The sequence below is a fragment of the Kibdelosporangium phytohabitans genome (genome assembly GCF_001302585.1).
Lineage (GTDB): Bacteria > Actinomycetota > Actinomycetes > Mycobacteriales > Pseudonocardiaceae > Kibdelosporangium > Kibdelosporangium phytohabitans.
Genome location: NZ_CP012752.1, coordinates 319,932 through 343,009, shown reverse-complemented (window position 1 = coordinate 343,009; position 23,078 = coordinate 319,932). Strand labels below are relative to the sequence as shown.

23 protein-coding genes, 1 tRNA gene and 1 pseudogene are annotated in these 23,078 nt (G+C 67.3%); 7 read left to right on the top strand and 18 right to left on the bottom strand.

Annotated elements, in window-relative coordinates:
* Positions 1-10: 10 nt before the first annotated feature.
* Genes AOZ06_RS01665 through AOZ06_RS55770 form a run of 4 tightly spaced genes read right to left on the bottom strand, consistent with a single transcriptional unit; the run spans position 11 to position 2,586 of the window.
* Positions 11-1,291: a hypothetical protein gene (locus AOZ06_RS01665; protein WP_054287781.1), complete on the bottom strand. Its 1,281-nt coding sequence runs from the start codon at positions 1,289-1,291 to the stop codon at positions 11-13.
* Between the two features lie 34 nt (positions 1,292-1,325).
* Positions 1,326-1,949: a hypothetical protein gene (locus tag AOZ06_RS01660; protein WP_054287780.1), complete on the bottom strand. Its 624-nt coding sequence runs from the start codon at positions 1,947-1,949 to the stop codon at positions 1,326-1,328.
* Between the two features lie 26 nt (positions 1,950-1,975).
* A complete protein-coding gene (locus AOZ06_RS01655) occupies positions 1,976-2,434 on the bottom strand; it encodes a RidA family protein (protein ID WP_054287779.1) in 459 nt (152 codons plus the stop codon).
* Complete coding sequence (locus AOZ06_RS55770; protein ID WP_143230942.1) at positions 2,431-2,586, bottom strand: DUF4177 domain-containing protein; 156 nt, start codon at positions 2,584-2,586, stop codon at positions 2,431-2,433. Before AOZ06_RS55770 ends, AOZ06_RS01655 begins: the two co-directional genes overlap by 4 nt.
* Before the next feature lie 61 nt (positions 2,587-2,647).
* On the opposite strand from AOZ06_RS55770, the gene AOZ06_RS01650 reads away from it, so the two are divergent.
* Genes AOZ06_RS01650 through AOZ06_RS01640 form a run of 3 tightly spaced genes read left to right on the top strand, consistent with a single transcriptional unit; the run spans position 2,648 to position 5,070 of the window.
* A complete protein-coding gene (locus tag AOZ06_RS01650) occupies positions 2,648-2,899 on the top strand; it encodes a hypothetical protein (protein ID WP_054287778.1) in 252 nt (83 codons plus the stop codon).
* Between the two features lie 45 nt (positions 2,900-2,944).
* Complete coding sequence (locus AOZ06_RS01645; RefSeq protein ID WP_054287777.1) at positions 2,945-3,949, top strand: ATPase BagA; 1,005 nt, start codon at positions 2,945-2,947, stop codon at positions 3,947-3,949.
* Complete coding sequence (locus AOZ06_RS01640; RefSeq protein WP_054287776.1) at positions 3,946-5,070, top strand: ATPase BagB; 1,125 nt, start codon at positions 3,946-3,948, stop codon at positions 5,068-5,070. The genes AOZ06_RS01645 and AOZ06_RS01640 overlap by 4 nt, the downstream gene beginning before the upstream one ends.
* 4 nt (positions 5,071-5,074) lie before the next feature.
* Here the strand turns inward: AOZ06_RS01640 and AOZ06_RS01635 are convergent, their stop codons facing one another.
* Complete coding sequence (locus tag AOZ06_RS01635) at positions 5,075-5,386, bottom strand: WhiB family transcriptional regulator (RefSeq protein WP_054287775.1); 312 nt, start codon at positions 5,384-5,386, stop codon at positions 5,075-5,077.
* Positions 5,387-5,586: 200 nt separating this feature from the next.
* Between AOZ06_RS01635 and AOZ06_RS01630 the strand changes: the two genes are divergently transcribed.
* The gene (locus AOZ06_RS01630; RefSeq protein ID WP_054296343.1) at positions 5,587-8,046 is read left to right on the top strand and encodes a transglycosylase domain-containing protein; all 2,460 of its coding nucleotides are present in this window, start codon (positions 5,587-5,589) and stop codon (positions 8,044-8,046) included.
* A gap of 89 nt (positions 8,047-8,135) precedes the next feature.
* On the opposite strand, the gene AOZ06_RS01625 is transcribed toward AOZ06_RS01630, so the two are convergent.
* Positions 8,136-8,606, bottom strand: a complete 471-nt coding sequence (locus AOZ06_RS01625) for a GatB/YqeY domain-containing protein (RefSeq protein WP_054287774.1) — start codon at positions 8,604-8,606, stop codon at positions 8,136-8,138.
* Between the two features lie 84 nt (positions 8,607-8,690).
* Between AOZ06_RS01625 and AOZ06_RS01620 the strand changes: the two genes are divergently transcribed.
* Together AOZ06_RS01620 and AOZ06_RS01615 are read left to right on the top strand one after the other, a co-directional pair.
* Positions 8,691-9,632, top strand: coding sequence for a metallophosphoesterase (locus tag AOZ06_RS01620; RefSeq protein WP_083472538.1), 942 nt, complete (start codon positions 8,691-8,693; stop codon positions 9,630-9,632).
* A 21-nt stretch (positions 9,633-9,653) separates the two neighbouring features.
* Positions 9,654-9,727: transfer RNA gene (locus AOZ06_RS01615), tRNA-Pro, on the top strand.
* A 342-nt stretch (positions 9,728-10,069) separates the two neighbouring features.
* Here AOZ06_RS01615 and AOZ06_RS01610 read toward each other — a convergent pair.
* The 3 genes and pseudogenes from AOZ06_RS01610 to AOZ06_RS61590 form a co-directional block, all read right to left on the bottom strand.
* Positions 10,070-11,134, bottom strand: coding sequence for an IS481 family transposase (locus AOZ06_RS01610; protein ID WP_225953105.1), 1,065 nt, complete (start codon positions 11,132-11,134; stop codon positions 10,070-10,072).
* A gap of 107 nt (positions 11,135-11,241) precedes the next feature.
* Positions 11,242-11,703, bottom strand: a complete 462-nt coding sequence (locus AOZ06_RS61595) for an XF1762 family protein (RefSeq protein ID WP_335338353.1) — start codon at positions 11,701-11,703, stop codon at positions 11,242-11,244.
* Between the two features lie 28 nt (positions 11,704-11,731).
* Positions 11,732-11,986 (bottom strand): annotated as a pseudogene (locus tag AOZ06_RS61590) (XF1762 family protein); the annotation flags it as partial.
* Between the two features lie 83 nt (positions 11,987-12,069).
* Between AOZ06_RS61590 and AOZ06_RS01605 the strand changes: the two are divergent.
* Positions 12,070-12,264, top strand: coding sequence for a hypothetical protein (locus tag AOZ06_RS01605; protein WP_054287772.1), 195 nt, complete (start codon positions 12,070-12,072; stop codon positions 12,262-12,264).
* A gap of 5 nt (positions 12,265-12,269) precedes the next feature.
* Here AOZ06_RS01605 and AOZ06_RS55765 read toward each other — a convergent pair whose 3' ends face one another.
* From AOZ06_RS55765 to AOZ06_RS01565, 9 genes are all read right to left on the bottom strand, one after another.
* Positions 12,270-12,830, bottom strand: coding sequence for a hypothetical protein (locus AOZ06_RS55765; RefSeq protein ID WP_157232754.1), 561 nt, complete (start codon positions 12,828-12,830; stop codon positions 12,270-12,272).
* 262 nt (positions 12,831-13,092) lie between these two features.
* On the bottom strand, positions 13,093-14,601 hold the full coding sequence (locus AOZ06_RS01600) for a LacI family DNA-binding transcriptional regulator (protein ID WP_054287771.1): 1,509 nt from the start codon (positions 14,599-14,601) through the stop codon (positions 13,093-13,095).
* A 79-nt stretch (positions 14,602-14,680) separates the two neighbouring features.
* Positions 14,681-14,992, bottom strand: a complete 312-nt coding sequence (locus AOZ06_RS01595) for a DNA-binding protein (protein WP_054287770.1) — start codon at positions 14,990-14,992, stop codon at positions 14,681-14,683.
* A 366-nt stretch (positions 14,993-15,358) separates the two neighbouring features.
* Positions 15,359-16,945: a hypothetical protein gene (locus tag AOZ06_RS01590; RefSeq protein WP_225953106.1), complete on the bottom strand. Its 1,587-nt coding sequence runs from the start codon at positions 16,943-16,945 to the stop codon at positions 15,359-15,361.
* 33 nt (positions 16,946-16,978) lie between these two features.
* Positions 16,979-18,898 carry a DNA cytosine methyltransferase gene (locus AOZ06_RS01585; protein ID WP_054287769.1) on the bottom strand — a complete coding sequence of 640 codons (1,920 nt, stop codon included), beginning with the start codon at positions 18,896-18,898 and terminating at the stop codon, positions 16,979-16,981.
* Positions 18,899-19,016: 118 nt separating this feature from the next.
* Positions 19,017-19,205, bottom strand: coding sequence for a hypothetical protein (locus AOZ06_RS01580; RefSeq protein WP_157232753.1), 189 nt, complete (start codon positions 19,203-19,205; stop codon positions 19,017-19,019).
* 15 nt (positions 19,206-19,220) lie between these two features.
* Positions 19,221-19,733 carry a hypothetical protein gene (locus AOZ06_RS01575; protein ID WP_054287767.1) on the bottom strand — a complete coding sequence of 171 codons (513 nt, stop codon included), beginning with the start codon at positions 19,731-19,733 and terminating at the stop codon, positions 19,221-19,223.
* A 542-nt stretch (positions 19,734-20,275) separates the two neighbouring features.
* Positions 20,276-21,274 (bottom strand): bifunctional DNA primase/polymerase, encoded by a 999-nt coding sequence (locus tag AOZ06_RS01570; RefSeq protein WP_063809936.1) that lies wholly within the window; start codon positions 21,272-21,274, stop codon positions 20,276-20,278.
* Between the two features lie 917 nt (positions 21,275-22,191).
* Positions 22,192-22,992 (bottom strand): hypothetical protein, encoded by an 801-nt coding sequence (locus tag AOZ06_RS01565; RefSeq protein ID WP_054287765.1) that lies wholly within the window; start codon positions 22,990-22,992, stop codon positions 22,192-22,194.
* Between the last annotated feature and the right edge of the window lie 86 nt (positions 22,993-23,078).

The following is a 23,078-nucleotide window of genomic DNA, read 5'->3' as shown; positions in this document are numbered from 1 at the left end:
GTTGAGGCTGTCAGGCGGTGGGTGGGAAGCGCGGTGGCTCCACTGTGCCGCCTGCCGTGGGCGGGACGCCGTTGATGACCCGCGGCGTCGACGGGCTCGACCACTTGGCTTCCGCGTCCGCGTGCCTGCCGGACTTGTCGGTCTGCCAGCTCAGCTTCTTGTTGCTCGACGCTGCTTCGGCTTGCTCGCGCTTGGCCAGTTCTTCCTGCAGCTGGCGCAGCAGGTCGCGTTCCTGGTCGTTGAGGTCGCTGTCCTCGAAGGTGTCCTTCGCCGACACCGGTGACGGGGTCGGCGTCGGCTTCTTCGGCAGGGTGACCGGTTCAGGCTCGTCGATCGGCGGCGTCACCTGGCGCAGGCCCGGCTGGTCGAAGTTGGGCCGCTCCGGTCTTGGTGTCGGCTCCGCCGGCACGTCGACGACCGGGTCGATGGCTGGGTCCGTCACCGGGTCGAGCACGGTGGTCGTCTCTTTCGGCGACGGTTCCGGGGCTTTTCCCGCCGGTGCCGCCGACGGTTCCATCTCCGGGATCCAGCTGCTGGTGCTGGGCTGCGGCTCGTCCGTGGCGGTCGGCTTGACCGGCGCCGCTTCTTCCTTCCACGTCTCGCGCTGCTGGCCCCATGTCCGCCGGGGCGGTTCGGCTGCCACGGGCTGCTCGTCGGGGGCCCCGTCGAACGACACGCGGCGGGCCTGCTGCATGCCTTGCCGGTGGTACTCCGTCAACGGCGAGTTGTCCCGCAGCACCTCGACCGCCGCGCGGATCCCGGCACGGCGCAGTGCGTGCTCGATCCGGTACGCCGTCGCGGGCGGGAAGCCCCTTGGTCCGATCTCGACGAGGACGATCCGGTGCGGCACCGGCCCGGCTACCGCGCCCGCCGGCGTCGTCCGCCAGACGCACCACAGCGCGCGCACGTCCGGGAGCACTTCCAGCACGCGGTGCACGGCTTCGCTCACACCCGCCTCGGCCCCGCCTATCTGCGAGTCCACGAGCCCCGGGTGGAACCTGTGCACCGGCGGGCGCGCCCTGCCGTCATCGACCTTCAGCTGCTGGATCAGGGTCGTGTCGCAGTTCGCCTCGGCGAACATCGCGTCCAAGTCCCTGCGCTCGACGGGCGACAACGGGATCCGCCCCGCCACCAGGCAGCCGCCGATCAGTTCCAGCGAACGGTCCAGTTCCGCCGATGCCAGCAGCTCGCGGGCGTCGGTCAGGGCGTCGTCGTCCAACCGGCCCGCGAGGCCCAGCAAGAGATCATGGACACGGATCGGGAGCGCAACGCGGTCGGCGACCTGGGTCACGACTTCACTCCATTCCGGCTGTCGAGCGGGGACGTCAGCTCGGGACCAGATGGCCCCCTTCTGCCGCCCCCATGGCCAACGGCACCGACGCAGCCAGTGCCGCCTGGTGGTACCGAGGCAGCAGGATGCCCCTCGGGATCACCTCGACGCTCGGCTCGTGCTCCCCGAGCGCCCGCAGTACCCGCTGTAGCTCGCCTGCGAGCCGAGCGGGCTGCGTGGTCGCGGTCACCAGGACGACGCGATTCGCCGCACCACCACCCGTTCGTGGCAGCCGCCATGTGCCGCGGACCTCACCGATGTCAGTGCGGTCGCGGACAATCGCCCCGAGGACTACGCCCGCGGAGTCACCCATGCTCACCCATTCGGGCGACTCCGACGTGAATGTGTAGTCGACCTCAGCGATTTCGTCTACCCATGGCAGCGCATTCAACCGCTCCGGATCGGCTCCCGCGGGCCGCAGCGCGTTCGTGAGCAGGCGTGATTCCTCGGCTGTGAGTCCGACACGCTCCCGCAGAAGAGTGAGCGGCAACGTGCGCGCGAGTGCGGTCACGGCTCCCGCGGCGAGCCAGTCGCGGAACCGCCAGAGCTGGCGGTCGGGCAGTCGGCCGGCGAGCCGCAGCAACAGCTCGTGGCAGTCCGACTCGGCGTAGCTGTCCATGCGCTCTCCCTCTCAGCTGGCGGGGCTCAGCCCACCTCGAAGATCACCTCGACCTCGACGGGCGCGCCGAGCGGCAGCTCGGCAACCCCGACGGCGGCCCTGGCGTGCCTGCCCGCGTCCCCGAACACCTCGCCGAACAGCTCCGAGGCGCCGTTGATCACGGCGGGGATCGCGGTGAACCCCTCCGCGGCGGCGACGAAACCGCCGACCTTGACCACGCGGACCACGGCGTCGATCCCGACGAGGCTGTGCACGGCGGCGAGTGCGTTCAACGCGCACGTCCGAGCGTGCGCCTTGCCCTCCTCCGGGCTGATCTCGGCGCCGACCTTGCCGGTCGCGGCGAGAGCGCCCTCGATGAAGGGCAGCTGGCCGGAGACGTAGACGTGCGCGCCCGACTGCGTCGCGGGCACGTATGCGGCCAACGGCGCGGCGACGGTGGGCAACTGGATGCCCAGCTCGGCGAGCTTCGCCGACCACGTCGTCATGACTTGGGCCGCTTCAGGAAGGCGACGAGCTGCTCACCGGTCGGGCCCGGCTGCACGGAGACGAGTTCCCAGCCGTCCTCACCCCACTGGTCGAGGATCTGTTTCGTGGCGTGCGTCAGCAGCGGAACGGTCGCGTACTCCCACTTCGTCATGAGCCGGAGACTATCCCGTGTCGCTTCGTGATCGTCTCCGACGGCCGGGTAGCGTCGAGAAATGGAGACGTGGCGAGTCATCGCGGGCGTGCTGATCGGCTTCGGCGGATTGATACTCGTGCTGCTCGCGATGGCACAGACACGTGATCGCAAGGGCGCGACGAACTCGACCGTCGCCCTCGCCGGAGCCATCTCGTTCACAGTTGTCACGTTGCTCTGCGTGTTGTCACTGACCGTGTTGCCCGGTGCGGTTGTCTGGGGCATCGTCGCCGCCGTCGGAGTGGTCAACACAGTGCTCTTGCTCACGAGCTGACACGTGGCGGGCGCACGCGGTTGATCCGACATTTACGCTGGACCGGTGACCACCCCTGTCGTTGGTTGGACCGATCACGTGGCCAGAGCCAGGCTGCACGTGGTGACAGGCAAGGGCGGGACGGGAAAGACCACCGTGGCCGCCGCGCTCGCGATCGCGCTGGCGACCGGTGGCAAACGAGTTCTGCTCGCCGAGGTCGAGGGCCGCCAGGGCATCGCCCAGCTCTTCGACACGCAGCCGCTGCCCTACGAGGAGCAGCGCATCGCGTCCGCGCCGGGCGGCGGCGAGGTCCGCGCGCTGCACGTGGACGCCGAGGCGGCGCTGCTGGACTACCTGTCGATGTTCTACAACCTCGGCCTCGCCGGCCGGACGCTGCGCCGGATGGGCGCGATCGACTTCGCCACGACCCTCGCGCCGGGCCTCCGGGACGTGCTGCTGACCGGCAAGATCAAGGAGACGGTCGGGCGCACCGGCGACAACGGGCGGCACGTGTACGACGCGGTCGTCCTCGACGCGCCGCCGACCGGCCGGATCGTGAAGTTCCTCGACGTCACCAGGGCCATGGCCGACCTGGCGAAGGTCGGCCCGATCAAGGGCCAGAGCGAGGGCGTGGTCCGGTTGCTGCACTCCGACGACACCGCGGTGCACCTGGTCACGCTGCTGGAGGAGATGCCCGTCCGGGAGACGCTCGATGCCGTCGCCGAGCTGGACGGCGCCGATCTGCGGCCGGGTGCCGCGATCGTGAACCGGGTTCGCCCGCCGCGGCTGCCCGCCAGGTCGGTCACGCCCGCCGCGGACGGGCGGGTCGACGCGTCACGCGTCCGGACAGGTCTGGTCGCGGCCGGGCTCGATCTGGCCGAGGACGTCGTCGACGGCCTGGTGGCCGAGACGGTCGAGCACGCGATCCGCGTGCAGACCGAGAGCGCCGCGCGCGAGCAGCTGGCCGAGAGCGACCTGCCGGCACTGGAGCTGCCGGACCTGACCGACGGGATCGATGTGGCCGCGTTGTACGAACTGGCGGAGATCATGGTCGAACAGGGGGTCAGGTGACACCGGCCCTGAAGACCGACGAGCTGATCGACGACCCGTCGACCAGGGTGATCGTGTGCTGCGGCTCGGGTGGCGTCGGCAAGACCACCACGGCGGCAGCGCTGGCGGTCCGCGCCGCCGAACGCGGCCGCCGGACCGTCGTGCTGACGATCGACCCGGCGCGCAGGCTCGCGCAGGCGCTCGGCCTGCCCGAGCTGGGCAACCAGCCGCGCAAGGTGGAGGTCGACGGTTTCGAGCCCGCCGGTGAGCTCTCGGCGATGATGCTGGACATGCGTCGCACGTTCGACGACATGGTGCACTCGCACGCCGGGCCGCAGAAGGCGAAGGAAGTCCTGACCAACCCGTTCTACCGGACCATCTCCAGCTCGTTCTCCGGCACGCAGGAGTACATGGCGATGGAGAAGCTCGGCCAGCTGGCGGCGGACGGCGAGTGGGATCTGATCATCGTCGACACCCCGCCGAGCCGGTCCGCCCTGGACTTCCTGGACGCGCCGCAGCGGCTGTCGACCGCGCTGGACGGCCGGATGATCAAGCTGCTGGCCGGTCCGGCCAAAGCGGGCGGCTGGGGTCTGCGCAAGATCGTCGGCGCCGGGTTCTCGCTGTTCGCCAAGGCCGTGTCGACGATCGTCGGCGGGCAACTGCTGGCCGACGCGTCCGCGTTCGTGCAGGCGTTCGACAGCATGTTCGGTGGCTTCCGTGAGCGCGCGACGCGCACGTACGAGCTGCTCAGGTCCGGCGGGACGGCGTTCCTCGTGGTCGCGGCTCCCGAGCCGGACGCGCTGCGTGAGGCCAGCTACTTCGTGGAGCGGCTGGCCGGTGAGTCGATGCCGCTGGCGGGCCTTGTGGTCAACCGGACACACCCGGTACTGGCCGACCTGCCCGGCGCGAAAGCCCTCGCCGCCGCGGAGACGCTCGAGCGCAGCGGCGACTCACCGCTGGCCGCGGCGGTGCTGCGGCTGCACGCCGACCGCGTCTCGATCGCCGGCCGGGAGCGCCGCCTGGTCGCCCGGTTCACCAAGGCGCACCAGGGCGTGCCGGTGACCCGCGTGCCCGCCATGCCATCGGACGTGCATGACTTGGCGGGCCTGCGACAGATCGGCGAACAGCTCAGCGCGGGCTGAGCGGTCAGCCGACTCGGGCGTCTTCCTCGGGTGCGTGCTCGCGGCGTGCGTTGTCCAGCAGCTCACGCCACGAATTCACGTCGGGCCTGCGGCGCAGCAGTGCACGCCGTTCCCGCTCGGTCATCCCACCCCAGACACCGAACTCGATCCGGTTGTCGAGCGCTTCGGCGAGGCATTCGGTTCGCACCGGGCACGCCACGCACACCAGTTTCGCTTTGCGCTGCTCCGCGCCGCGCACGAAGAGCTCATCCGGATCATCACCACGACATGCCGCGTTGACGCGCCAGTCCTGTGGTTTGTTGGGTTGCTGATACATCTCCCCCAGCTCCTACCGTCGTGTCCATTGCCCGAAGCCCCCCGGCTCCAGCTGCCTGTCGTGACAAGATTGACGACGTTCGAACGCCCCCGGTTCCACCCCACTTTCGTTGACTATCTCGCACACGGGCGCTCAGAAGTCAATGCGATTGACGTAGCGTAGCCAGCGGCTCGAACGGGCTAATGGGTACCCTGACCTTCGTGCGCTTCACGAACGGTGTGTTCAAGATGCTCAGCCTCTGCCTGCTGGCCGGGGTACTGCTGGCGGGGATGCTGTTTCCCGTGGTCGGGGCGCTCGGCGTGGCCTCCAACCGGGCCAGCGACACCATCGACAGCGCGCAGGCGGAAATGGTCGAGGTGCCACCGGCCTTGATCAGCAAGATGACCGCGGCCGACGGCAGGCAGATCGCCACGCTGTACGACCAGTTCCGCATCCCGGTATCGGCCGCCCAGATCGCGCCGGTCATGCGCGAGGCGTTGATGTCGATCGAGGACCGGCGGTTCTACGAACACCACGGCGTGGACTGGAAAGGCACATTCCGTGCCGCGTTGAGCACGAGCGGTGGCAACCAGCAGGGTGGTTCGACGCTCACCCAGCAATACGTGAAGAACTATTTGATCAACGTCGTCTACCGGAACAACAAGAGCGAGCAGGCCAAGGCGCAGGAGCCGACAATCGCGCGAAAGCTGCGCGAGGCGCGGATCGCGCTGCAGCTCGAGCAGAAGATGTCCAAGGAAGACATCATCACCGGTTACCTGAACGTCGTGGAATTTTCCAACTCGATCTACGGCATCGGCGCGGCGGCGCAGACGTACTTCGGCACCACGGCGGACAAGCTGACCCTGCCGCAGGCCGCGATGCTCGCCGGGATGGTGCAGAACCCGACGTTGTTCAACCCGTGGCAGCGCGGCCCGCAGGCGCTCAACCGCCGCAACGTCGTGATCGACACGATGATCGAGACCGGCAGGCTGAGCAGGGCGGACGGCGAGGCGGCGAAGCAGACCCCGCTCGGCGTGGTGGCCGAGCCCCTCAAGCCCGCGAAGAACTGCAACGGCGCGGGCCCTGAGGCCGGGTTCTTCTGCCAGTACGTGGTCGAGTACCTGGAGAAGCTCGGTTTCACCCAGGAGCAGCTGTCCATCGGCGGCTACACGATCAAGACCAGCCTCGACCTGAACGCGACGTCGCTGGCCAAGCAGGCCGCGATGGCCCAGGTCCCCAAGACGGTCGACGGCATCGCCAACGTGATGGCGATCGTCAAGCCCGGCAAGGAGAAACACCAGGTCGTCGCCCTGGTGTCCAACCGGGACTACGGGCCGGACGCGTCGAAGGGGCAGACGCAGTTCCCGCAGCCGTACGGGATCGAGAACAAGTTCGGCACCGGCTCGATCTACAAGATCTTCACCGCGGCGGCCGCCCTGGAAAAGGGCATGGGCATCAACTCGATCATCGACACGCCCGGCAACTACACGTCGCGGCTGTTCACCGGCGGCAGCGAGAAGAGCTGCCCGCGGACCGAGAAGCCCAACGACGGCAACACGCGCTGGTACTGCCTCGGCAACGCCGGGGACAACTACCCCGAGCGGATGACGCTGCAGCAGGGCCTCGCGACGTCGCCGAACACCGGGTTCGTGAAGCTGGAGGAGATGCTCGGCAGCACCGACCCGGTGGTGGACATGCTGGTCCGCCTCGGCATGCGCGAGACGATGGCGTCCAACATGAGCGGCAAGCCCGCCAAGCCCGGTGAGGAGACCCAGGCGCAGCACTTCCGCAGCAAGCCGGGCTACCCCGGCAACGCGTCGCTGACGCTCGGCCCGAGCCCGATGAGCCCGCTGGAGCTGGCGAACGTGGCCGCGACGCTGATGAGCGGCGGCGTGTGGTGCCCGCCGTCGCCGATCGTGGAGATCATCGACCGCAACGGCAACCCGGTCGACGTGAAGGGCAAGGAGCAGCCCTGCGAGCAGGCGGTGGCCGAGCCGCTGGCCAACACCCTCGTGACCGGCCTGAGCAAGGACGACCTGCCCGGTGGCACGGCGAGCGCCGCGGCGAGGGCCAACGGCTGGACCCGGCCGATGATGGGCAAGACCGGCACGACGCAGGACTACAAGTCGGCGGGCTTCGTCGGTGCGGTGCCGCAGTACGCGGCGGCCGCGCTGACCTTCGCCGACGGCAACCGCCCGCGCCCGATCAACGTCAGCAGCAACCCGCCGCGGCTGTCCGACCACGGCAACATCTTCGGCGGGACGATCCCGGCCCGTACCTGGTTCGCGGCGATGAAACCGTTGCTGGCCAGCGAACCCGAGATCCCCCTGCCCCCGACGGACCCGAGGTACGTCGACGGCGGCCCGGAGACGAAGGTGCCGGACGTGGTCGGCAAAACCCAAGAGGAAGCGACGAACATCCTGCAAGGCGCGGGCTACCAGGTGAGTGTCGTCCAACGCGACGACAGCAGGCGCAAGGGCACAGTCGTGAACCAGACGCCACGCGGCACCAAGCTGCCCGGCGGCACGATCACGCTGTACGTGTCCACAGGAGTGCCGCCACAGCAGCACGAGATCCCGTCCACCCCGGCGACCCCCGGCGGCACCCCCACCGGCGCCCCACCAAGCGGAGGCGGCGGCCAAGGGCCCGGCGGTCCGGGCGGCGACCCCGGCGGCGGCTAGCGCAAGACGTGAACCAGAAAGCCCACAGGCTCCCGAGCCTGTGGGCTTTCTGTTGTCCGCACCACCGAGGATCCGGCGGTCTGCAGGAGCTAGCCGGCGAGGCGTGCCTTGACGGCGGTGGCGACCCGGCCGCCCTCGGCCCGGCCCGCGACCTTGGCGTTGGCGGCCTTCATGACCAGGCCCATCTGCTTCGGGGACAGCTCGCCGCCGACCTGCGCGCTGACTTCCGAGACAGCCTGGTCGACCAAAGCAGCGAGATCGTCGTCGGACAGCTGAGCAGGCAGGTACTCCGCGATCACGTCGGCCTCGGCACGCTCAGCCGCGGCCTGGTCGGCCCGGCCGGCGGAGTCGAACGCCTCCGCGGCCTCCTTGCGCTTCTTGGCTTCACGGGTGAGCACGCGCTGGACGTCCTCGTCGGTCAGCTCGCGCGCCTGCTTGCCGGACACCTCTTCGGTGCTCACAGCGGCGAGCACCATGCGCAAGGTGCCCAGGCGTGCGGTGTCCTTGGCCTTCAGCGCGACAACCATGTCGGACTTCAACTTGTCCTTCAGCTCAGCCATGGTGGAAACGTTACCGTCGGCATGCAACTCGGATACGGCTGCCACCACGGCACGCGGCGCCCGTACCCTCGAAGAGTGAGCACGTTGGGTCGAATCGCGATGGCAACGACAGCAGCAGGAGCGGCGGCGGTCGCATACGGGGCTGGGATCGAGCGACGGCGCTGGACACTGCGCCAAGCCACCCTGCCGGTCCTCGGCGAAGGTGCCCGGCCACTGCGGATCCTGCACATCTCGGACATCCACATGCTGCCGGGGCAGAAATCCAAGCAGCGCTGGATCGCCGCCCTCGACGCGCTCGAACCCGACCTGGTCGTCAACACCGGCGACAACCTCGCGCACAAACAGGCCGTGCCCGCCGTCGTCCGCGCACTCGGACCGCTGATGAAGCGGCCGGGCATCTTCATCTTCGGCAGCAACGACTACTTCGCCCCGAAGCCGAAAAACCCGGCACGGTACCTGTTGCCCAGCGCGAAGAAGAAGCGCATCCACGGCATCACCCTGCCCTGGCGAGACCTCCGCGCCGCCATGATCGAACAAGGCTGGCACGACCTGACCCACGTCCGCCGGATAGTGAGCGCCGACGGCAGGAACATCGCGGTAGCGGGCGTGGACGACCCCCACCTCCGCCGCGACCGCTACAACGAGATCGCAGGCCGCCCAGACCCGACAGCAGCGCTCCGCCTGGGCATCACCCACTCCCCGGAGCCGCGCGTCCTCGACGCCTTCGCCAACGACGGCTACGACCTCGTCCTCGCCGGACACACCCACGGCGGACAACTCCGCATCCCCGGCTACGGCGCGATCGTCACCAACTGTGACCTGGACCGCTCCCGAGCCCGAGGAGCCTCCCGCTGGGGAAGCCACATGTGGCTGCACGTGTCAGCAGGACTCGGCACGTCCCCCTACGCCCCAGTCCGCTTCGCCTGCCCACCCGAAGCAAGCCTGTTGACCCTCGTACCCAGGGCAAACGGCGGAGAAGCAGCGAAAACCAATACCCGCTTCGGAACCCGAGCAGACGTCCGCTAGAGTATCCGAAGCAAGACAAGCCGGGGTGTGGCGCAGCTTGGTAGCGCGCTTCGTTCGGGACGAAGAGGTCGTGGGTTCGAATCCCGCCACCCCGACGCAGGTCAGAGGCCCTGTCTTCCATGTGGAAGATAGGGCCTCTTTCATTGTCGGGAGAATCTGGGGAGAAAATAGCCTCGCTGTATGAGGCCTGCACACCCGCCGCGGCTTCGCCCTGGCCCAGCGCCTGGAGATCCCCCCCCCCCAAAAAAAAAACACGGGGCCTGGCTCAACATCGCCGCAATCGAGTTGTCCGTGCTGTCGCGGCAATGCCTCGACCGTCGCATCAACGATCTCGACACTGGCAGTTCACCACCGACAACGCACGCACCAAACTCCGCCACCTATACCCCCAGAGTTAGACACGACAATCTACTAGCTGTGGTGTCCCAGGACGTTGGTTACACGAAGTTGATCGTGAGTTGGACCGGGTAGAGATCAACCGGTTCGGGTGGCCGGTTGACGGTGATTCGGAACGTGCTGTCCGCGGTGCGGGAGACGGGTGGCTTGTTGCCGAGTGCGGCATGCGGGCGCTGGTGGTTGTAGTAGTTCAGGAACTCCGCCAGCGCGGCCAGTCGCTCAGTTTCGCTGGTGTAGTCGCGGACGTAGGCCCATTCGCGGGCCAGGGTGCCGTTGAACCTCTCCACTTTCCCGTTGGTTCGCGGTGTGTAGGGCCTAGTCCGCTTGTGCGTGGTGTTGGTCGCGGCCAGTGCTGTGGCCCAGGCGCGGGAGCGGTAGCACGAGCCGTTGTCGGTGAGCGCGCGGCGGATCGGATGGACGCCGTGTTCGGCGAAGAATGCGACTGAGCGCAGCCAGAAGCTGGCGGCGGTGGTGCCACGTTCGTTGTCCTGGGCTTCGGTGTAGGCCAGCCGGGAGTAGTCATCCAGGGCCGTGTGCAGGTACAGGTAGCCGACCCGGCCAGTGCCTTGCCCTGCGCGTTTCGAGGCACGGGCTGCGTCACTGTCGCGGCCATGCATGCGCCACCCGCCGCCGTTGGGGATGCGGCCGAGCTTCTTGACGTCGACGTGCACCAGGTCCCCGGCGGCGTCGCGCTCGTATCGGATGACCTTGCGCATCTGCTCGCCGGTGGGCGGATCCAGGTCCCTCAGCCGGGACAGGCCACGCCGGACCAGGACCCGGTGCACCGTGGAAGTCGCCACCGTGATGCCGTGCACGCGGCAGAGGACGTCGGCGATGCGGACCGGACCGTGCTTGGTCTGCCGACGTACTGCCTCGATCAGGTCGGCTATCTCTTCCGATGTCGCCGCCGGCGAGTTGGCCGGCCGGGACGGGCGATCGAGCAGTCCGGCGTCGCCCTCGGCCTGCCAGCGGGCGTACCACTTCGCAAGACACCGCCGGGAGACGTGCGCTTCGGCAGCGACATGCGCGATTGGGCGGCCAGCATCGATACGGACGCAGAGCCGGCGTCGACCTTCCGGCGTCAACGGCGCATTGTGGTGAGCCAAGAACAACTCCCTGGTGAGGAATCCGGTCAGAGCGAACCGGGCGGCTCAGTGTGCCGGGGAGCTGCGACAGTTTTGTGACGCGTGGCCGGGGTTTCGTGACACCTGGTTCAGGTGGCCGAACGGCGGCGCCGTTGTCGAGTTGCGCGAGCGCGGCAGGCATCCGAACAGGTAGTCCGTGGCCGGCCGGTGACGCGTTGGTCTATCGGGCGAGAGCAGACGCGGCAGTGCCGTGCTTTGCGGGCCTCCTGCTGACCATGGACATCGGGCCGGTCCTGTGGCTGGTCGCCGAACGGTGTGCCGATCAGCCACAACGTGCGGCCGATGTGCGTGGGGTGAGCGTCGGTGCGCTTCCGGCTGGGCCGGTCCCATCCGGCGTGTGGAGCGCGGTGACCGACCAGGTGCAGGCCAGCAGCTCGGAGACTGGCGCCGGACTCGCCGTCTTGCGTGTAGGTGATCATGCGGTGGGCGCCCATCGCGCGGCACACCCGCCAGGCCGCGCCGTAGAGCGCGGAGTTCGCGTTGCGGGTGCCATCCCGTGCAGGACCGCGTGACTTCCAGGGTGTCGCCATCGTCGTACAGGCGGGCCACTGGTCGCCCAACCACGGCGACTCCGACGAGCCGCCCGGTCTCGGCGTCGCACACGCCGATGGAGAACTTGTGTCCTGCTGGCGGCCGGTGGTGACGGTGGTGGGTGGCGATGAACTGGGCAGCCTGCCGGAGTGTGATCACTTTCGTTCGCAGCCGTGGGCCTCGAACACCGCGCGCGTGAGGCGTGGTGACTGGTGAGATCCCGACTGGATCAATGGCATTGTCCGACGCGGTGAACCCGTCAAGCAGAAGTTGCTCAGCCATCAAATCCCCTGGTAAAAGGTGGCTATCCACCCACGATAATAGCATCCCGGATGGGTGGATAGCCACCGTGTGACAATGATGGAATGCCGAGCCAGCATCAATTTCCGGCCGCTATTTACCGGGCCGATCCCGCCCTCTACGAGCGCGCCAAGGCCGCCGTCGCCGAGGTCGACTCGAACCTGAACGCCCACATCGTGGCATTCCTGCACTGGCTCGTACGAGACACGGACGATCTGCCCTCACGTCCCGATCATCGCGTAACCAATGTCAGGGGATAGCACAACTAGCGTAGAGAAGCCGATACTTCCTCGCGTGCGATTTTCAAAAACCTCATATCCGCATATGGGTTGGGCCTTTGTCTCACCATCGAAATCGCGGCATCAACGGCTCGGTCGCTGCCGACGATATACACCTCGTTCAATGGTTCCGTCACGGCAAACATCGCTTTGACGGCGTTGCCAACTAGCAGTTCGCAAGCTTGTTCGCGGTCGGCGGGATGCCTCCGCGTTTCCGCTCCAGGTTGTGCCTCAGCTGTGCATCCCTGGGCCGTCACTTCCGAAAGTGCTTCGTCGACCTTGTTTACCGTGGCGAGAAGCTTCGGGTATGCAGCTGCCCGCCGATCACGAACTTCCTTCGCTTTGTCCTCTGAGATTTGTTTCGCCTGCACGTCGTGGTTGCTTTTCGTCTGCTGGAACGGACCAAAAGAACCAGCGAAAAGCGTCGCAATGACAGCAGCGACGGAGATTGTTGAATTCAATACGATCCGTGATAATCTTGTCTTTCTCGAAGATTTTGCGGGTGAGGTCGACGCGTCCTCAGTTGCGAGTGGTTGTTCTTGATCCACATGTGCTCCAGTGCCAGGGATATGGCTGCGAGATGAGTCTGCCGCACATAGTAACCAAAGAAGGTCACAGCTCGGCCCGCCTGCCCCCGTTCGGGAAGAACCCGAGGAGAGAAAGGGAGAGCGGCGGATGTCCGTATCCCAAGGCCACCAACTTTTCGAAACAGCCGTCCGCTGCGGCTGTGCGCGCCCACTCGACCACGTGTGCCACCGGCCGCACCGGCGGGTACGGCGCATTTCTACAGGAAGCCCTCGCCAAGGCGGATTACAGCGATCGCAGCAGCTCGTCGAGCGCGGTTACTGGAGAGGATGGGCACATCGCCCTGCGAGCATCCAGCGCTGCTTCCCACTCGGCCGTCAGACCAGCCAGCAGCGCCATTCGCATCTCGTGCGTGATGTGGTCGTATCGAGCCTGCACGGTGCCGTCCAAGTGCCCCATACGCTCGTCCATCAGCTTGGGCGGTGTGCCGAGGCCACGCATCCGAGTCTTGTGTGTGTGCCTCAGACCGTGGGGCGTGAGCCCCGGCCCGATCCGGGTCCAGCACGTGTTGGCTCGACCAGCGGCGTTGCGACCGCGGACTGGTACACCTGGCCATGGCTCCCCGAGCAGGGGAACCGGACGTGCATCGTGTGGTGCCTTCTTCGGGTACCAGCCTGTTGCGGCTGGGTGAAACAGCCATGTAGCGAACCCGTTTCGGCGCCAATGGGCAGCAGGTTCGCCTGATGGGGCGCTACGGACGTAGCCAAGCCGGGTGATTGCTTCCTTGACCTGGACCTGCGTGGCCTGTGCGACGACGTCAGGCCGGTTGAGAAAGGTCGAGACTGTTGCAGCTGAGACGCCCGCCAGGCGGGCGACGTCGACCAGTTTCGCGCCGGGACGGTGAGCGGCCCTGTTCGCCGGTTGTAGGCCACGGAACACGTACGTAAGGCTGTGACATGAACACGGGCTTGGGGTGATTCGTGCGGTGTGGTCCGAGACGAGCCGCCAGAGAAACTCGGGGCTGTCGATCGTCCGGTAGCTGTCGTCCTTTGGTGGACAACGGACCAGTTCCCCGGTGTCCAGTTCGTACAGTTGCCACTCCACCCGGATCGACTCAGGCCGGACGAACCCAGTTTCGAGTCCTACGACCTCGCCCCACCGCATTCCGGTGTATCCCATCAAGGTGATGGCCACGAACTCGTCATCTCGGCCCGACAGGATGGCCGCACGTTCGGCGATCAGCAGCAGACCCAGCGGATCGGTGATCACCTTTTCTGGGCTTCGATGCCGAGATCGGCCAGCGCGTTTACCACGACCCCTTCGTTTCGTCGCGGGATTGCTGTCGATCAGCTCCTCGTCGTAGGCATCTTCCAAGATGAGGTGGAGAGTCGCCCTCCACGTCTTGACGCTGGACAACGCGTACCCAGCGGCTTTTTCCTCCTTCTCCCACGCGTTGATGTCCGTGCGCGAAATCTCGTCGAGCATCTTGTCCTGGAAGGTTGGTAGCAAGTGCTCTTCAATGTGTCGACGGTAGTTCTGCATCGTGGAAGCGGCGAGGTCCTGCGATGCGTACCAGTCGGATGCGTACGCTCCAAAGGACATCTGGCTGGGGGTGGCGGCCTGCCGTCTCTGGTCGCGCACCTTGGCTTCTTCGTTGTTGGCGGCTTTTTCGGCTTCGCGTTTGGTCCGGAACCGAATGGTTTCGCCTGCTGCGTCTTGGACCGTGCCGTACTTGCCTGGCGCGATCTTGTACCGCGCTCGGTAGTAGGTGCCGCGGTGTTCGGCATAGCCCATGTGTCACGTCCCCCTTGGTGTGCGAGTGCCCGCCGTCTGTTGGTGGAGACGGCGGGCACGGGGTTTGATGTTGGTCGTGTTAGCTGGTGGTTTGGCGCCGTCGGCGGGGTGGGCGTGCCGTCAACCGGGGGGTGTGTCCCTGGGGCGTGTTCGTGCGGCGACGTTGTGGCTGGTTGGCCAGCGGGGTGGGCGGTTCGCCGGTCGGGCGGCGCTCGAACAGCGCTTTGATCTCGGTGACGTGCTCGGAGGTGAAGCGGTAGGCACCGATCCAGATGTAGGGGATGCGTTCTCTGCGGGCTTGTTCTTTGACCCACCAGGTTGAGCAGCGCAGCATCGCGGCGACCTCCGCGGGCAGGTATAGCGGTTCCTCGGTGGGTTGAGGGGTGGGCATCGCGCTCTCCCGTTCTGGCCGCCGGACGGCACCACGTTGATCAGTCACCGTGTGTGAGCGTCCGGGATGGTCGTCGTGAGGTGGTGCTGGGTTCTGCTCCCCCTCCGGTTACAGCCTCTCGGCTGTGGCTGTAACCGGAGGGGGCGAGGGGCGTTTTGACCCCGCAAACCCCGCAAAACCATGGTTGACCTGCATGAACAGTTGCGGGGTTTGGTGTGGGTCTGCGGGGTTTGAAACCCCGCAACTGCGGGGTTTGCGGGGTTTGGCCGTCCTGTCGTGTTGTCAAACCCCGCAGGTGTTTCCGCTGGTTGTTGCCCTGTTGCGGGGTTTGCGGGGTTTGCGGGGTCAAATCCGGGGGGTCGGTGTTCAGGCGGGTTGGTGGTGCACCCAGAAGTGGTTGATTTTGGTGTGGGAGTCGATCTCGGCTCGTAGCACAACGTCACCACGCCAACGTCCCTTTTGTCCGGACAAGCGTTTGCCGAGTGCTCGTGGTGTGAGGGGTTGGCCCCGGCTGGTGGTGGGGAAGGTGCCTTGCCAGGGGTCGTTGCCGAATGGGTCGAGTTCGGCGGTTTGGCGTAGCTCGGCGGCGGTCAGGCGGGTGTCGCCGTGCAGGGTGCGCCAGCGCAGCAGGAACGCCCGCCACTCGCCGCCCTCTTCGTCGAGTTCCCGGCCCGCGTCGGCGTTGGCGAGGAAGCCGGGGATGCCGTGGTGTTCGAGGAATCCTCCGACGTAGCGGGCCCAGCGGGTGAACTGCCGCATCTCCGGTACGGCGTCGCTGAGGGGTGCGCCGTGTGCGGTCCAGTCCAGGATCAAGGTCAGGACGTGGCGCAGGACCTCGGCGCGGTTGGCTGGGTCGAGAATCCAGGAGTCGAGGTTGGGGATGGTGAAGCCGGTGCGGGCTTCGGGCCGGGGGCAGTTGGGGTCCAGGCGGACCCAGACGGTGCGGGAGGCCATGTCACCACCGGTGTGGATGTTGTTGCCGGTGGCCAGCCAGAGCCGGTCGTTGTCGTACACCGCGGCTGAATTGGTGCCCAGTCGGCGGTCGGCCCAGGTGCGTTCGGTGACCAGCCGGGCCAGCACGGCCGAGTTGACGGTGTGGCCTTCGACCAGGTTGTCGAACACGACCGCGCCCACACTGTCGGCGAGCACGGTCGTAATGGACTTGCGCAGCTCCTCTTCGCTGTCGGTCCAAGTCAGCACGCGTTGTCCGACCAGCAGGCCGACGCAGCTGGTCAGGATGGTTTTACCGGATCCGGGCATGGTGGCGTCCACGATCGCGAACGGCGACAGCGCGCGGGTGAACGGCCGGATGATCGGCGTGATCAACAATGCGATGTAGTTGGCGCGGTCGGCTTCCTCGCGCCAGGGGAAGTCGGCGAGGAACTTGTCCAGCAGAAACCGGTGAGCGTCGTTGACCTGCTCGGTGGTGGGTGTCTCGGGAACGGGCTGCAGGGGTGTCGCGGTGGTGGTGAGGTAGAAGCCGGTGGCCGGGTCGTAGCCGGGGACCTGCAACAGGGTGCCGTTCGGGCGCAGCACGGGGGTGGAGATGATCCGCCGCAAGGGCGGCAGGCCGGGCCACGCCTGCCGGGCGAGGACTGCGGCGAGGACTTCCCGCTTGGGTGATTCCTCGCCTTTGTCGCTGATCACGGTGGTGTGTTCGGCCAGCAGACTGGCCAGCAGCGGCGGGCGCAGAACTGACACCGTGAGTGGCAGTGCGACGTCCTCGTCGCCGGATGTCACGTCCCCCGAGCCGGAGACGGCTTCGATCACGACCGGGGCGCCGTCGGTGACGTAGGTGTCCGGGATGACGCGAGTATCAAGCGCGCCGGTGAGTGCCCGGATGGTTTCCGGGTCGGCCCCCACTCGGATGGTGGGCCGGTCAGCCTGACTGGGCTGGTCGCCGGTGGGGACGGGGTGCAGGTGCCGGTCGTCCTTGGGGTGAGCGCCGGTCATGGCGACCTGCCTTTCGCTGTCAGAACGACGTGATCATGCGGCTGCCTCGGGGGCGTCAAGGACTGCGCGTAGCCGGTCGCCGATCCAGGTCCCGACCTGGGGTGAGACGGCGTTGCCGAAGCCGTCGACCTGATCGCGGGCACTGCCCCATACGACGAAGTCGCCGTGGTGGCCGGGGAAGTCCACATCGAACCCACAGCCGCGGCCGACCTCGTGGGCGGCGAGCATGCGGAAGTAGCAGTCCTCCAAGGACAGCTCCGTAAGGGCGGCCCGCCATTCGGCGATCGCGGCCGGGCCGGTTTGGATCGGCGTGCTCCAGCCGGAAAACAGTGCGGCTTGGTTGGCGGCTGACGCGACGAGCGTGCCGAGCGGGTCGCTGACGGGGTGGGCCCGGTAGGGGGCCTCGTCGATCGCACCGTTGTTCTTGATGGTTCCGGCGGCGGTGAGCAGGCCGGGGGTCTGGTCGGAGGTCACGGTCGGCATCGGTTCGGTGTGCACGGTCGGCACGGTGTTCTTGCGGAAGGGGAGGACACCGGTGGACAGGACGCCGAGGGTTTCGGATCCGCCTTGGGTGGGCAGTGGTTCGTGCGCACCGCGCGGAGCGCCTTGGTAGTTGTTCACCGCCGCGAGCAGCACGGCCTTCTCGTGTGTGGCGGTGACGGTGTCCATCGGCCGTGACAGGTGTTGGCCGTCGCCGTTGTGCCGGTGCGCGGCGAGCACCTGGCCTGTCAGCGCGACGGGAGGGGCGAGCAGCTCGATCGTGTTGGTCGCGGTCTGCGCCCAGAGTGGCTGGCCGAGCTCGCGTGTCCGGCAGGCCGATCCGGGACGTTCGAACGTGTTGCCTGCCGCGGTCATCACCGCGCCGGTGGACAGGATCGCGGTTTCCTGCTGGCTGGTCTGGGTCGACATCGGCTGCCAGGGATGCCGCTCGGACCCGTGGACGCTTTTGACCGGCATCAGAACGGCGGGGAACTGGGCGAACCGCTGGCGACAACGTTCCGCCCTCGCCATCGTGGCGTCCGACAATGGCCGTGTGCGCTCTCCGATCCGGGTGCCCAGGCTGGTGAGGTCCAGCGCGTGCAGTGACGGCGTGGCCGCCGGGTAGACCTCGGTGCGGCAGCGGGGGCAGCGGTAGGTGTACTGCTTGCCGTACTGCACCCGCCCGGTCGGGGGGACTCCGGTCTTCCACGACCACACGCTGTCCACGATCCGCTGGCAGCGCCCGCCGCACCAGGCTGCGGGCCGGTGCTCGAGGTCCGGGGCCGGGAGCCGCTTGTCCCAGAACGCGGCGTAATAGCGGTCACGGGATTGCGGTACGCCGAAGAACATCGAGTTCAGGTACAAGATCTTGTGGTTGTAGCCGAGGTTGTTGAACTGTTTGAGCCACCACCGGTAGGTCGAGCCGTCGCCGACCTTCGGGCGGCCGGGAATGGCCGGGCCCCACGAGACGAACTCGGTCGTGCACTCGACCAGGATCAGCCGCGGGCGGTGCTGGGCGGCGTAGTGCAGCACGCAGTTGGCGGTGGCCCGGTCACGTTCGCTGCGGGTGACCCGCGCCTCGAACTCCGGGTCCTCCAGCTCGAACAGGGCCAAACCCTGCTCGTAGGCCTTGATCGTATTGGCCTGTGAGTGGTTCACGCAGCTCACGCCCGCGACGAGCAGGTCGGCCGCGGGCAGATCCCGGGCGGAGTGGTAGTCGGACGAGTCGGGGTCGACCAGGTCGGCGATCCAGTGCTCGGCGGCGGGATGGTTGGCTTCGTGGACCTCGACTTTGTAGGCGTTGTGGTTGGCGGCCATGATCGTGGTGAATCCGGCCCGCTCGATGCCCCGGGTCAGGCCACCGAATCCGGAGAACAGGTCCACCGCGACGAGGTCGTCGTGCCGGAATCGGCGCCGTCGAGCGGCTGGTCTGTGAGTGGCCGCGCGGCTCGTCTTCTTCTTGTCTCTGCCCATGCGGTTGGTGCGCTCCTATTTGCCTCAGTGTCGCAACCTGGTCGTTTCGGCTGGCTCTGTTGTCCCTTTCGGACCATCAGGTCGTCACGTCCCCTTGCGCGGTAAGGGATGCCTGCTTCTAGAGGACGCGCAGGGCGGCGATGGCCTCGTCCGCTTGGTCACGTCCCCGTGTCAGGACGCTGGTTTCCCGCTCGAAGGTGTGCTGGCGTTGCTGGTTGCGTCCGGTGTGCCGTCCGCCGATCCAGCCGCCCAGACCGGAGGTGATCGATGTCCGATGACGGTCCCTGCTGGCATTAGCCATTCCCACGCCATGGCGGTCTCCTCAGTGTGCGTGTCTGTCTATAGGCGACTTCGGTGATAGGCCTCGTGCGGTCGGCCGGATGTCACGTCCCCCGGCGAGCAGGTGGCGGTAGACGCGTTCACAGAAGCGCCACCACGCGACCGTGGGTTGCCAGTCGGGCACTGGTTCGGGTGCCAGCACGGTGGTCCAGGTGGTCGTTGATCCGATGGCGACGCCGATGCCGTACCACGCGGCTGCGGCGAGCAGGTCGTCGTCGTCGCCGGGAAGCTCGCGCAGGACGAGCATCCGGGGGAGGTAGGCGCCGAATTCCGAGACGTCAGCCAAGCCGTGCTGCCAGCGCGACGCGTGCACCACAGCCAGGATCGGTGTGAGCACGGGGACCAGTAGCCGGGTCACGGTGGTCGGCGTCGTGTGAACGACACCGGTGGGTGCGCGGCGCAGTACGCGCAGATCCGGCCGGGCGATCGCTCTTACCGGGATGGCCGCAGCGATCGGCAGGTCGGTGAGGACGTCAAGCAATTCCAGCGCGTCCACATGAGGCAGGCCAGCAAGCCTGCCTGCGTTCGTGCTCGGCGTGGTGGATGCGGTGCACGATGTCGGCGGTGGTGCCGAACATTCGCACCATCGTGACCTCGGTGTCGGCGAGGTTGCGGGTTGTTTCGTGCGCCATCGGCTAGGGTCCGTCCGTCTCTGGGGCGAACGTCACGTCCCTCTGTCTGGCAGGGTTTCTGTGAACTGGATGTCGTCGGCTTCGTCTGGTGTGTGGTACTCGCGGCCCCATTGCGTCCATTGCGAGGGCGGGACGTGGCACCACACGCGGGCGCGCATAGCTGCCGCGACAGGTGATTCCGGCCTGTCGGTGCGCCCGGTCCACTCGGTAGTGGGCGCGTAGCATCGCGGCGCGCCGTCCGGCACGACAGGTCGCACCGCAGACGGCGGCTGGACCGCCGGGCGGCCAGCCAGTCGCGGTAGGTGTACCAGCGCGCGTCGCGGGGGCCACCGCGCAGAGCGACCAGGTCGCTTTCCGGGGTGTGCCAGGCGAATTCGTACCGGTGGTCGGTGGTGGTCATGAGAGGTCACGTCCCCCTTTGTGTGGCTGGGCTTGCGGCGGGCGGCACGCGTGGTCTCGCTTGTCCCGTACGCAGCCCGTTGGTGATCTGGCGCCGGATCTCGTAGTCGGTGCAGGCGCAGTCGGTGGTGAGCAGGTGCCGGGCGGCGGCGTACAGCTCGGCGAACGCGTCCGCCCACGCCAAGGTGCCGCCGGCGACGAGCTGGCCGAGATTCCCGGCGGCGCTGAACAGGGTCTTGGAATGGCTGCCCGTTGCGGCTGTCGCGACGCGGGCGCACTCGCCACGCACGGCGGCGGCGGTGTAGGCCGCCAAGCGTGCCGAGGAGCGTGGCGGGGGTGCTGTGGTGTGCACGACCGGTGAGGGCGTCAGCAGCCGCGTGAGCCACGCGGGAAGCGTCAGTTCGGCCCGGTCGTGCACGAGCCGGTACTCGCCGTCCGGGGTGATCGAGCCGGGCGCGACGATGTACCCACCCCACGCCCGGGTGTCGATCCGCCAGCCCAGCCCTTTGCCTTGCTCTCCTTCGGTGTTACGCAGGCGGACCCCGGCCGGCGCGGTGTAGACGAGGTGCATGCCCCCGCGGGCGGTGTGAACCATGCGGGTATCTGGGAATGGTTGGCCGTAATCAGCGCAGATCGCGGCGAAGTGATCCAGCCCGTCGCGGACCCCCTTGTGGTTGCAGCCCTCGCCGGGGCGATCGGTGGGCGACTTGGGCTGGTCGAGGTCGATCACCACCCGCCCGCTGGGCCCAGTGGCAGCGCCGACGTTGCACCCGCGGTAGCGGCTGCTGGTCCAGTACCAGCGCACCTCGTCGGGATCGGTCAGGCCCCGTTGTTCCCAGCCCTTATGTCCGTCGTGACAGACCCCGGTACGTGGGCACGGTCGTTCCGGTGGACTGTCGCCGTGTAGCGCGGGTTTCTTGGTACCTGGTCGAAGAGGGAACACCCGCCAACCTCGGGTGACCGCTGCTACGGCAGCGTCCAGCAACCGGCGTTCGACGGTATCCATGTGCACACTCCTGTCAGAGGCGGTGCGGATAGGAGATCGCTGCTTGGACGTTCGCATCGACGACCTACCGAAAACGGAATCCGCCACTCCGGATTCAGTTCGGACAGAATGCAGACGACTTCACGTAGATCTGAAGTTTGGGCATAGGCGATGCGATGCTCGTGACGCGGGAAGACAGAAAACAAGAAAACAAGATAGTAAGACAACATGTGCCAAGAAAGCCCAGGTTGATCACTGGGCGCGTCAAGTAACAGGGAGTGATTTCGACAAGTCAAGTATCAACGCAGGTCACGACACCCATCAGGTGCCGAGAGCGGACACCTCACCGAGGGGTTAGACCGGCCATTTGCGAGCGCTAGGGCGTGTTTATGGACGCTACCTGCGACTATGTCAAACAATGGTGCCCACGTCGCTTGTCGTCCCCGTCAACCTGTACCGTTCACGCATCCGGCGACCGCCGGTCCCCTTGATCCCACCCTTCTGGGCAATCGGCGCAGCGGGGTGACGGCAAAGGCTCTGCATATCAACACAGGTAGGAGAAACATGGATCAGTGGATAGGCCGCCTTGTGTGGCTGATCGCTGACTTGCTCAGCGGCCCGAGCAATGAGAGCCCGGACGACTACGTCGACCGGGCTCTCACAAGGACGCTCCGTCGTGTCGCTAAGTGGCTCCTGAGGTCCAAGTAGCAAGTTAGAAGCATCGTGGCCCTGATCGTCGGCGTGGCAACGTCGATGACCAGGGCCACACCATACTTGACTCACCGAAGTCAAGCATCGCCATGGCGACCGGACCATGGGAGACCGATCGCTACGGCGCATCGTGGTGTCCCCGGTGTGCCGCGGGCGCGGAGTGCCTCCGCGTCACACCGGAGTGCTTGTGCGGTGTCGTACCGAAACGGCGTGGGTAATGCGCACGGTCACCATCCGTAGAAATCGACCGGGGCGGCGGCGTGAGCGGTAGCGCATACGGGACAGGTCCAGTGCGCCCGGTCGTGTCGCCTCCAGCCCAGCGCCAGCGCGTCCCGCGCGGTAGCTCTACGGTCTGGGTAGCGCATCTCGTACACGCCACCGTCTTCGTCGTTCTCGGCCAGCACCGCGGGCGACCGGTCACCCAGAATGTTGGTGTCGCACAAGGGTGCGGCGCAGGTCAGCCGCCAGGTTGCGGCCGGTTCGCGGGTGATGGTGGTGATGCCGCCGTACAAGGGTGCGGTGGTCTCGGCGAGGGTGTGGTAGTCGGTGAGCCAGTCGACCAGGCTGGTCCAGGTGTCCTCGCGGTGGTCACCGCCGTCGGCGAAGTGGACAGACCAGGCCGGGCGCGCGTGCGTCCAGCTGTCACGTCCCCACCAGGTGGGAATGCCCTCGTCCCAGGCGAACAACACCCGATCGCGGATGTCGCCGACGACACGGCCGAGTCCGCGCGCCGTATCGGCCAGCACCCGCCCGGACTCGGTCCAGTCGGTTGCGGTGTCGGCGAGCAGTCTGACGGCCTCCCGCGCGTATACCAGCGGCACGGCGTAGGGGCCGACGTGGTAGCCGGTCCCGGTGTGGATCACCGACCACAGCCCGGTGTAGCGCCGGACGGCGGTGTCGGTGTGCGGCGTGATGACCAGCCCGGCGGCGGGGGTGGCCTCCCCCGGTAGCGCGATCGCGGGTCGGTCGGCGTAGACGACCGTGGCGGGCAGCCAACCCGCCGTGGCTGCCAGGGTGTCAGTGGTCATGAGGTGTCACGTCCCCTCGGTCAGCTGGTACGGCGTGCGTCAGTCGCTGTCGTGGTCGGTCCACACAGCACAACCGTTGTGTCCGG

Coding starts and splice junctions, on each gene's coding strand:
- AOZ06_RS01660 (WP_054287780.1), bottom strand. CDS start 1,949: ATGGACAGCTACGCCGAGTCGGACTGCCACGAGCTGTTGCTGCGGCTC.
- AOZ06_RS01655 (WP_054287779.1), bottom strand. CDS start 2,434: ATGACGACGTGGTCGGCGAAGCTCGCCGAGCTGGGCATCCAGTTGCCC.
- AOZ06_RS55770 (WP_143230942.1), bottom strand. CDS start 2,586: ATGACGAAGTGGGAGTACGCGACCGTTCCGCTGCTGACGCACGCCACG.
- AOZ06_RS01650 (WP_054287778.1), top strand. CDS start 2,648: ATGGAGACGTGGCGAGTCATCGCGGGCGTGCTGATCGGCTTCGGCGGA.
- AOZ06_RS01635 (WP_054287775.1), bottom strand. CDS start 5,386: ATGTATCAGCAACCCAACAAACCACAGGACTGGCGCGTCAACGCGGCA.
- AOZ06_RS01625 (WP_054287774.1), bottom strand. CDS start 8,606: ATGGCTGAGCTGAAGGACAAGTTGAAGTCCGACATGGTTGTCGCGCTG.
- AOZ06_RS61595 (WP_335338353.1), bottom strand. CDS start 11,703: ATGGCGACACCCTGGAAGTCACGCGGTCCTGCACGGGATGGCACCCGC.
- AOZ06_RS01605 (WP_054287772.1), top strand. CDS start 12,070: ATGCCGAGCCAGCATCAATTTCCGGCCGCTATTTACCGGGCCGATCCC.
- AOZ06_RS01600 (WP_054287771.1), bottom strand. CDS start 14,601: ATGGGCTATGCCGAACACCGCGGCACCTACTACCGAGCGCGGTACAAG.
- AOZ06_RS01595 (WP_054287770.1), bottom strand. CDS start 14,992: ATGCCCACCCCTCAACCCACCGAGGAACCGCTATACCTGCCCGCGGAG.
- AOZ06_RS01590 (WP_225953106.1), bottom strand. CDS start 16,945: ATGACCGGCGCTCACCCCAAGGACGACCGGCACCTGCACCCCGTCCCC.
- AOZ06_RS01585 (WP_054287769.1), bottom strand. CDS start 18,898: ATGGGCAGAGACAAGAAGAAGACGAGCCGCGCGGCCACTCACAGACCA.
- AOZ06_RS01570 (WP_063809936.1), bottom strand. CDS start 21,274: ATGGATACCGTCGAACGCCGGTTGCTGGACGCTGCCGTAGCAGCGGTC.
- AOZ06_RS01565 (WP_054287765.1), bottom strand. CDS start 22,992: ATGACCACTGACACCCTGGCAGCCACGGCGGGTTGGCTGCCCGCCACG.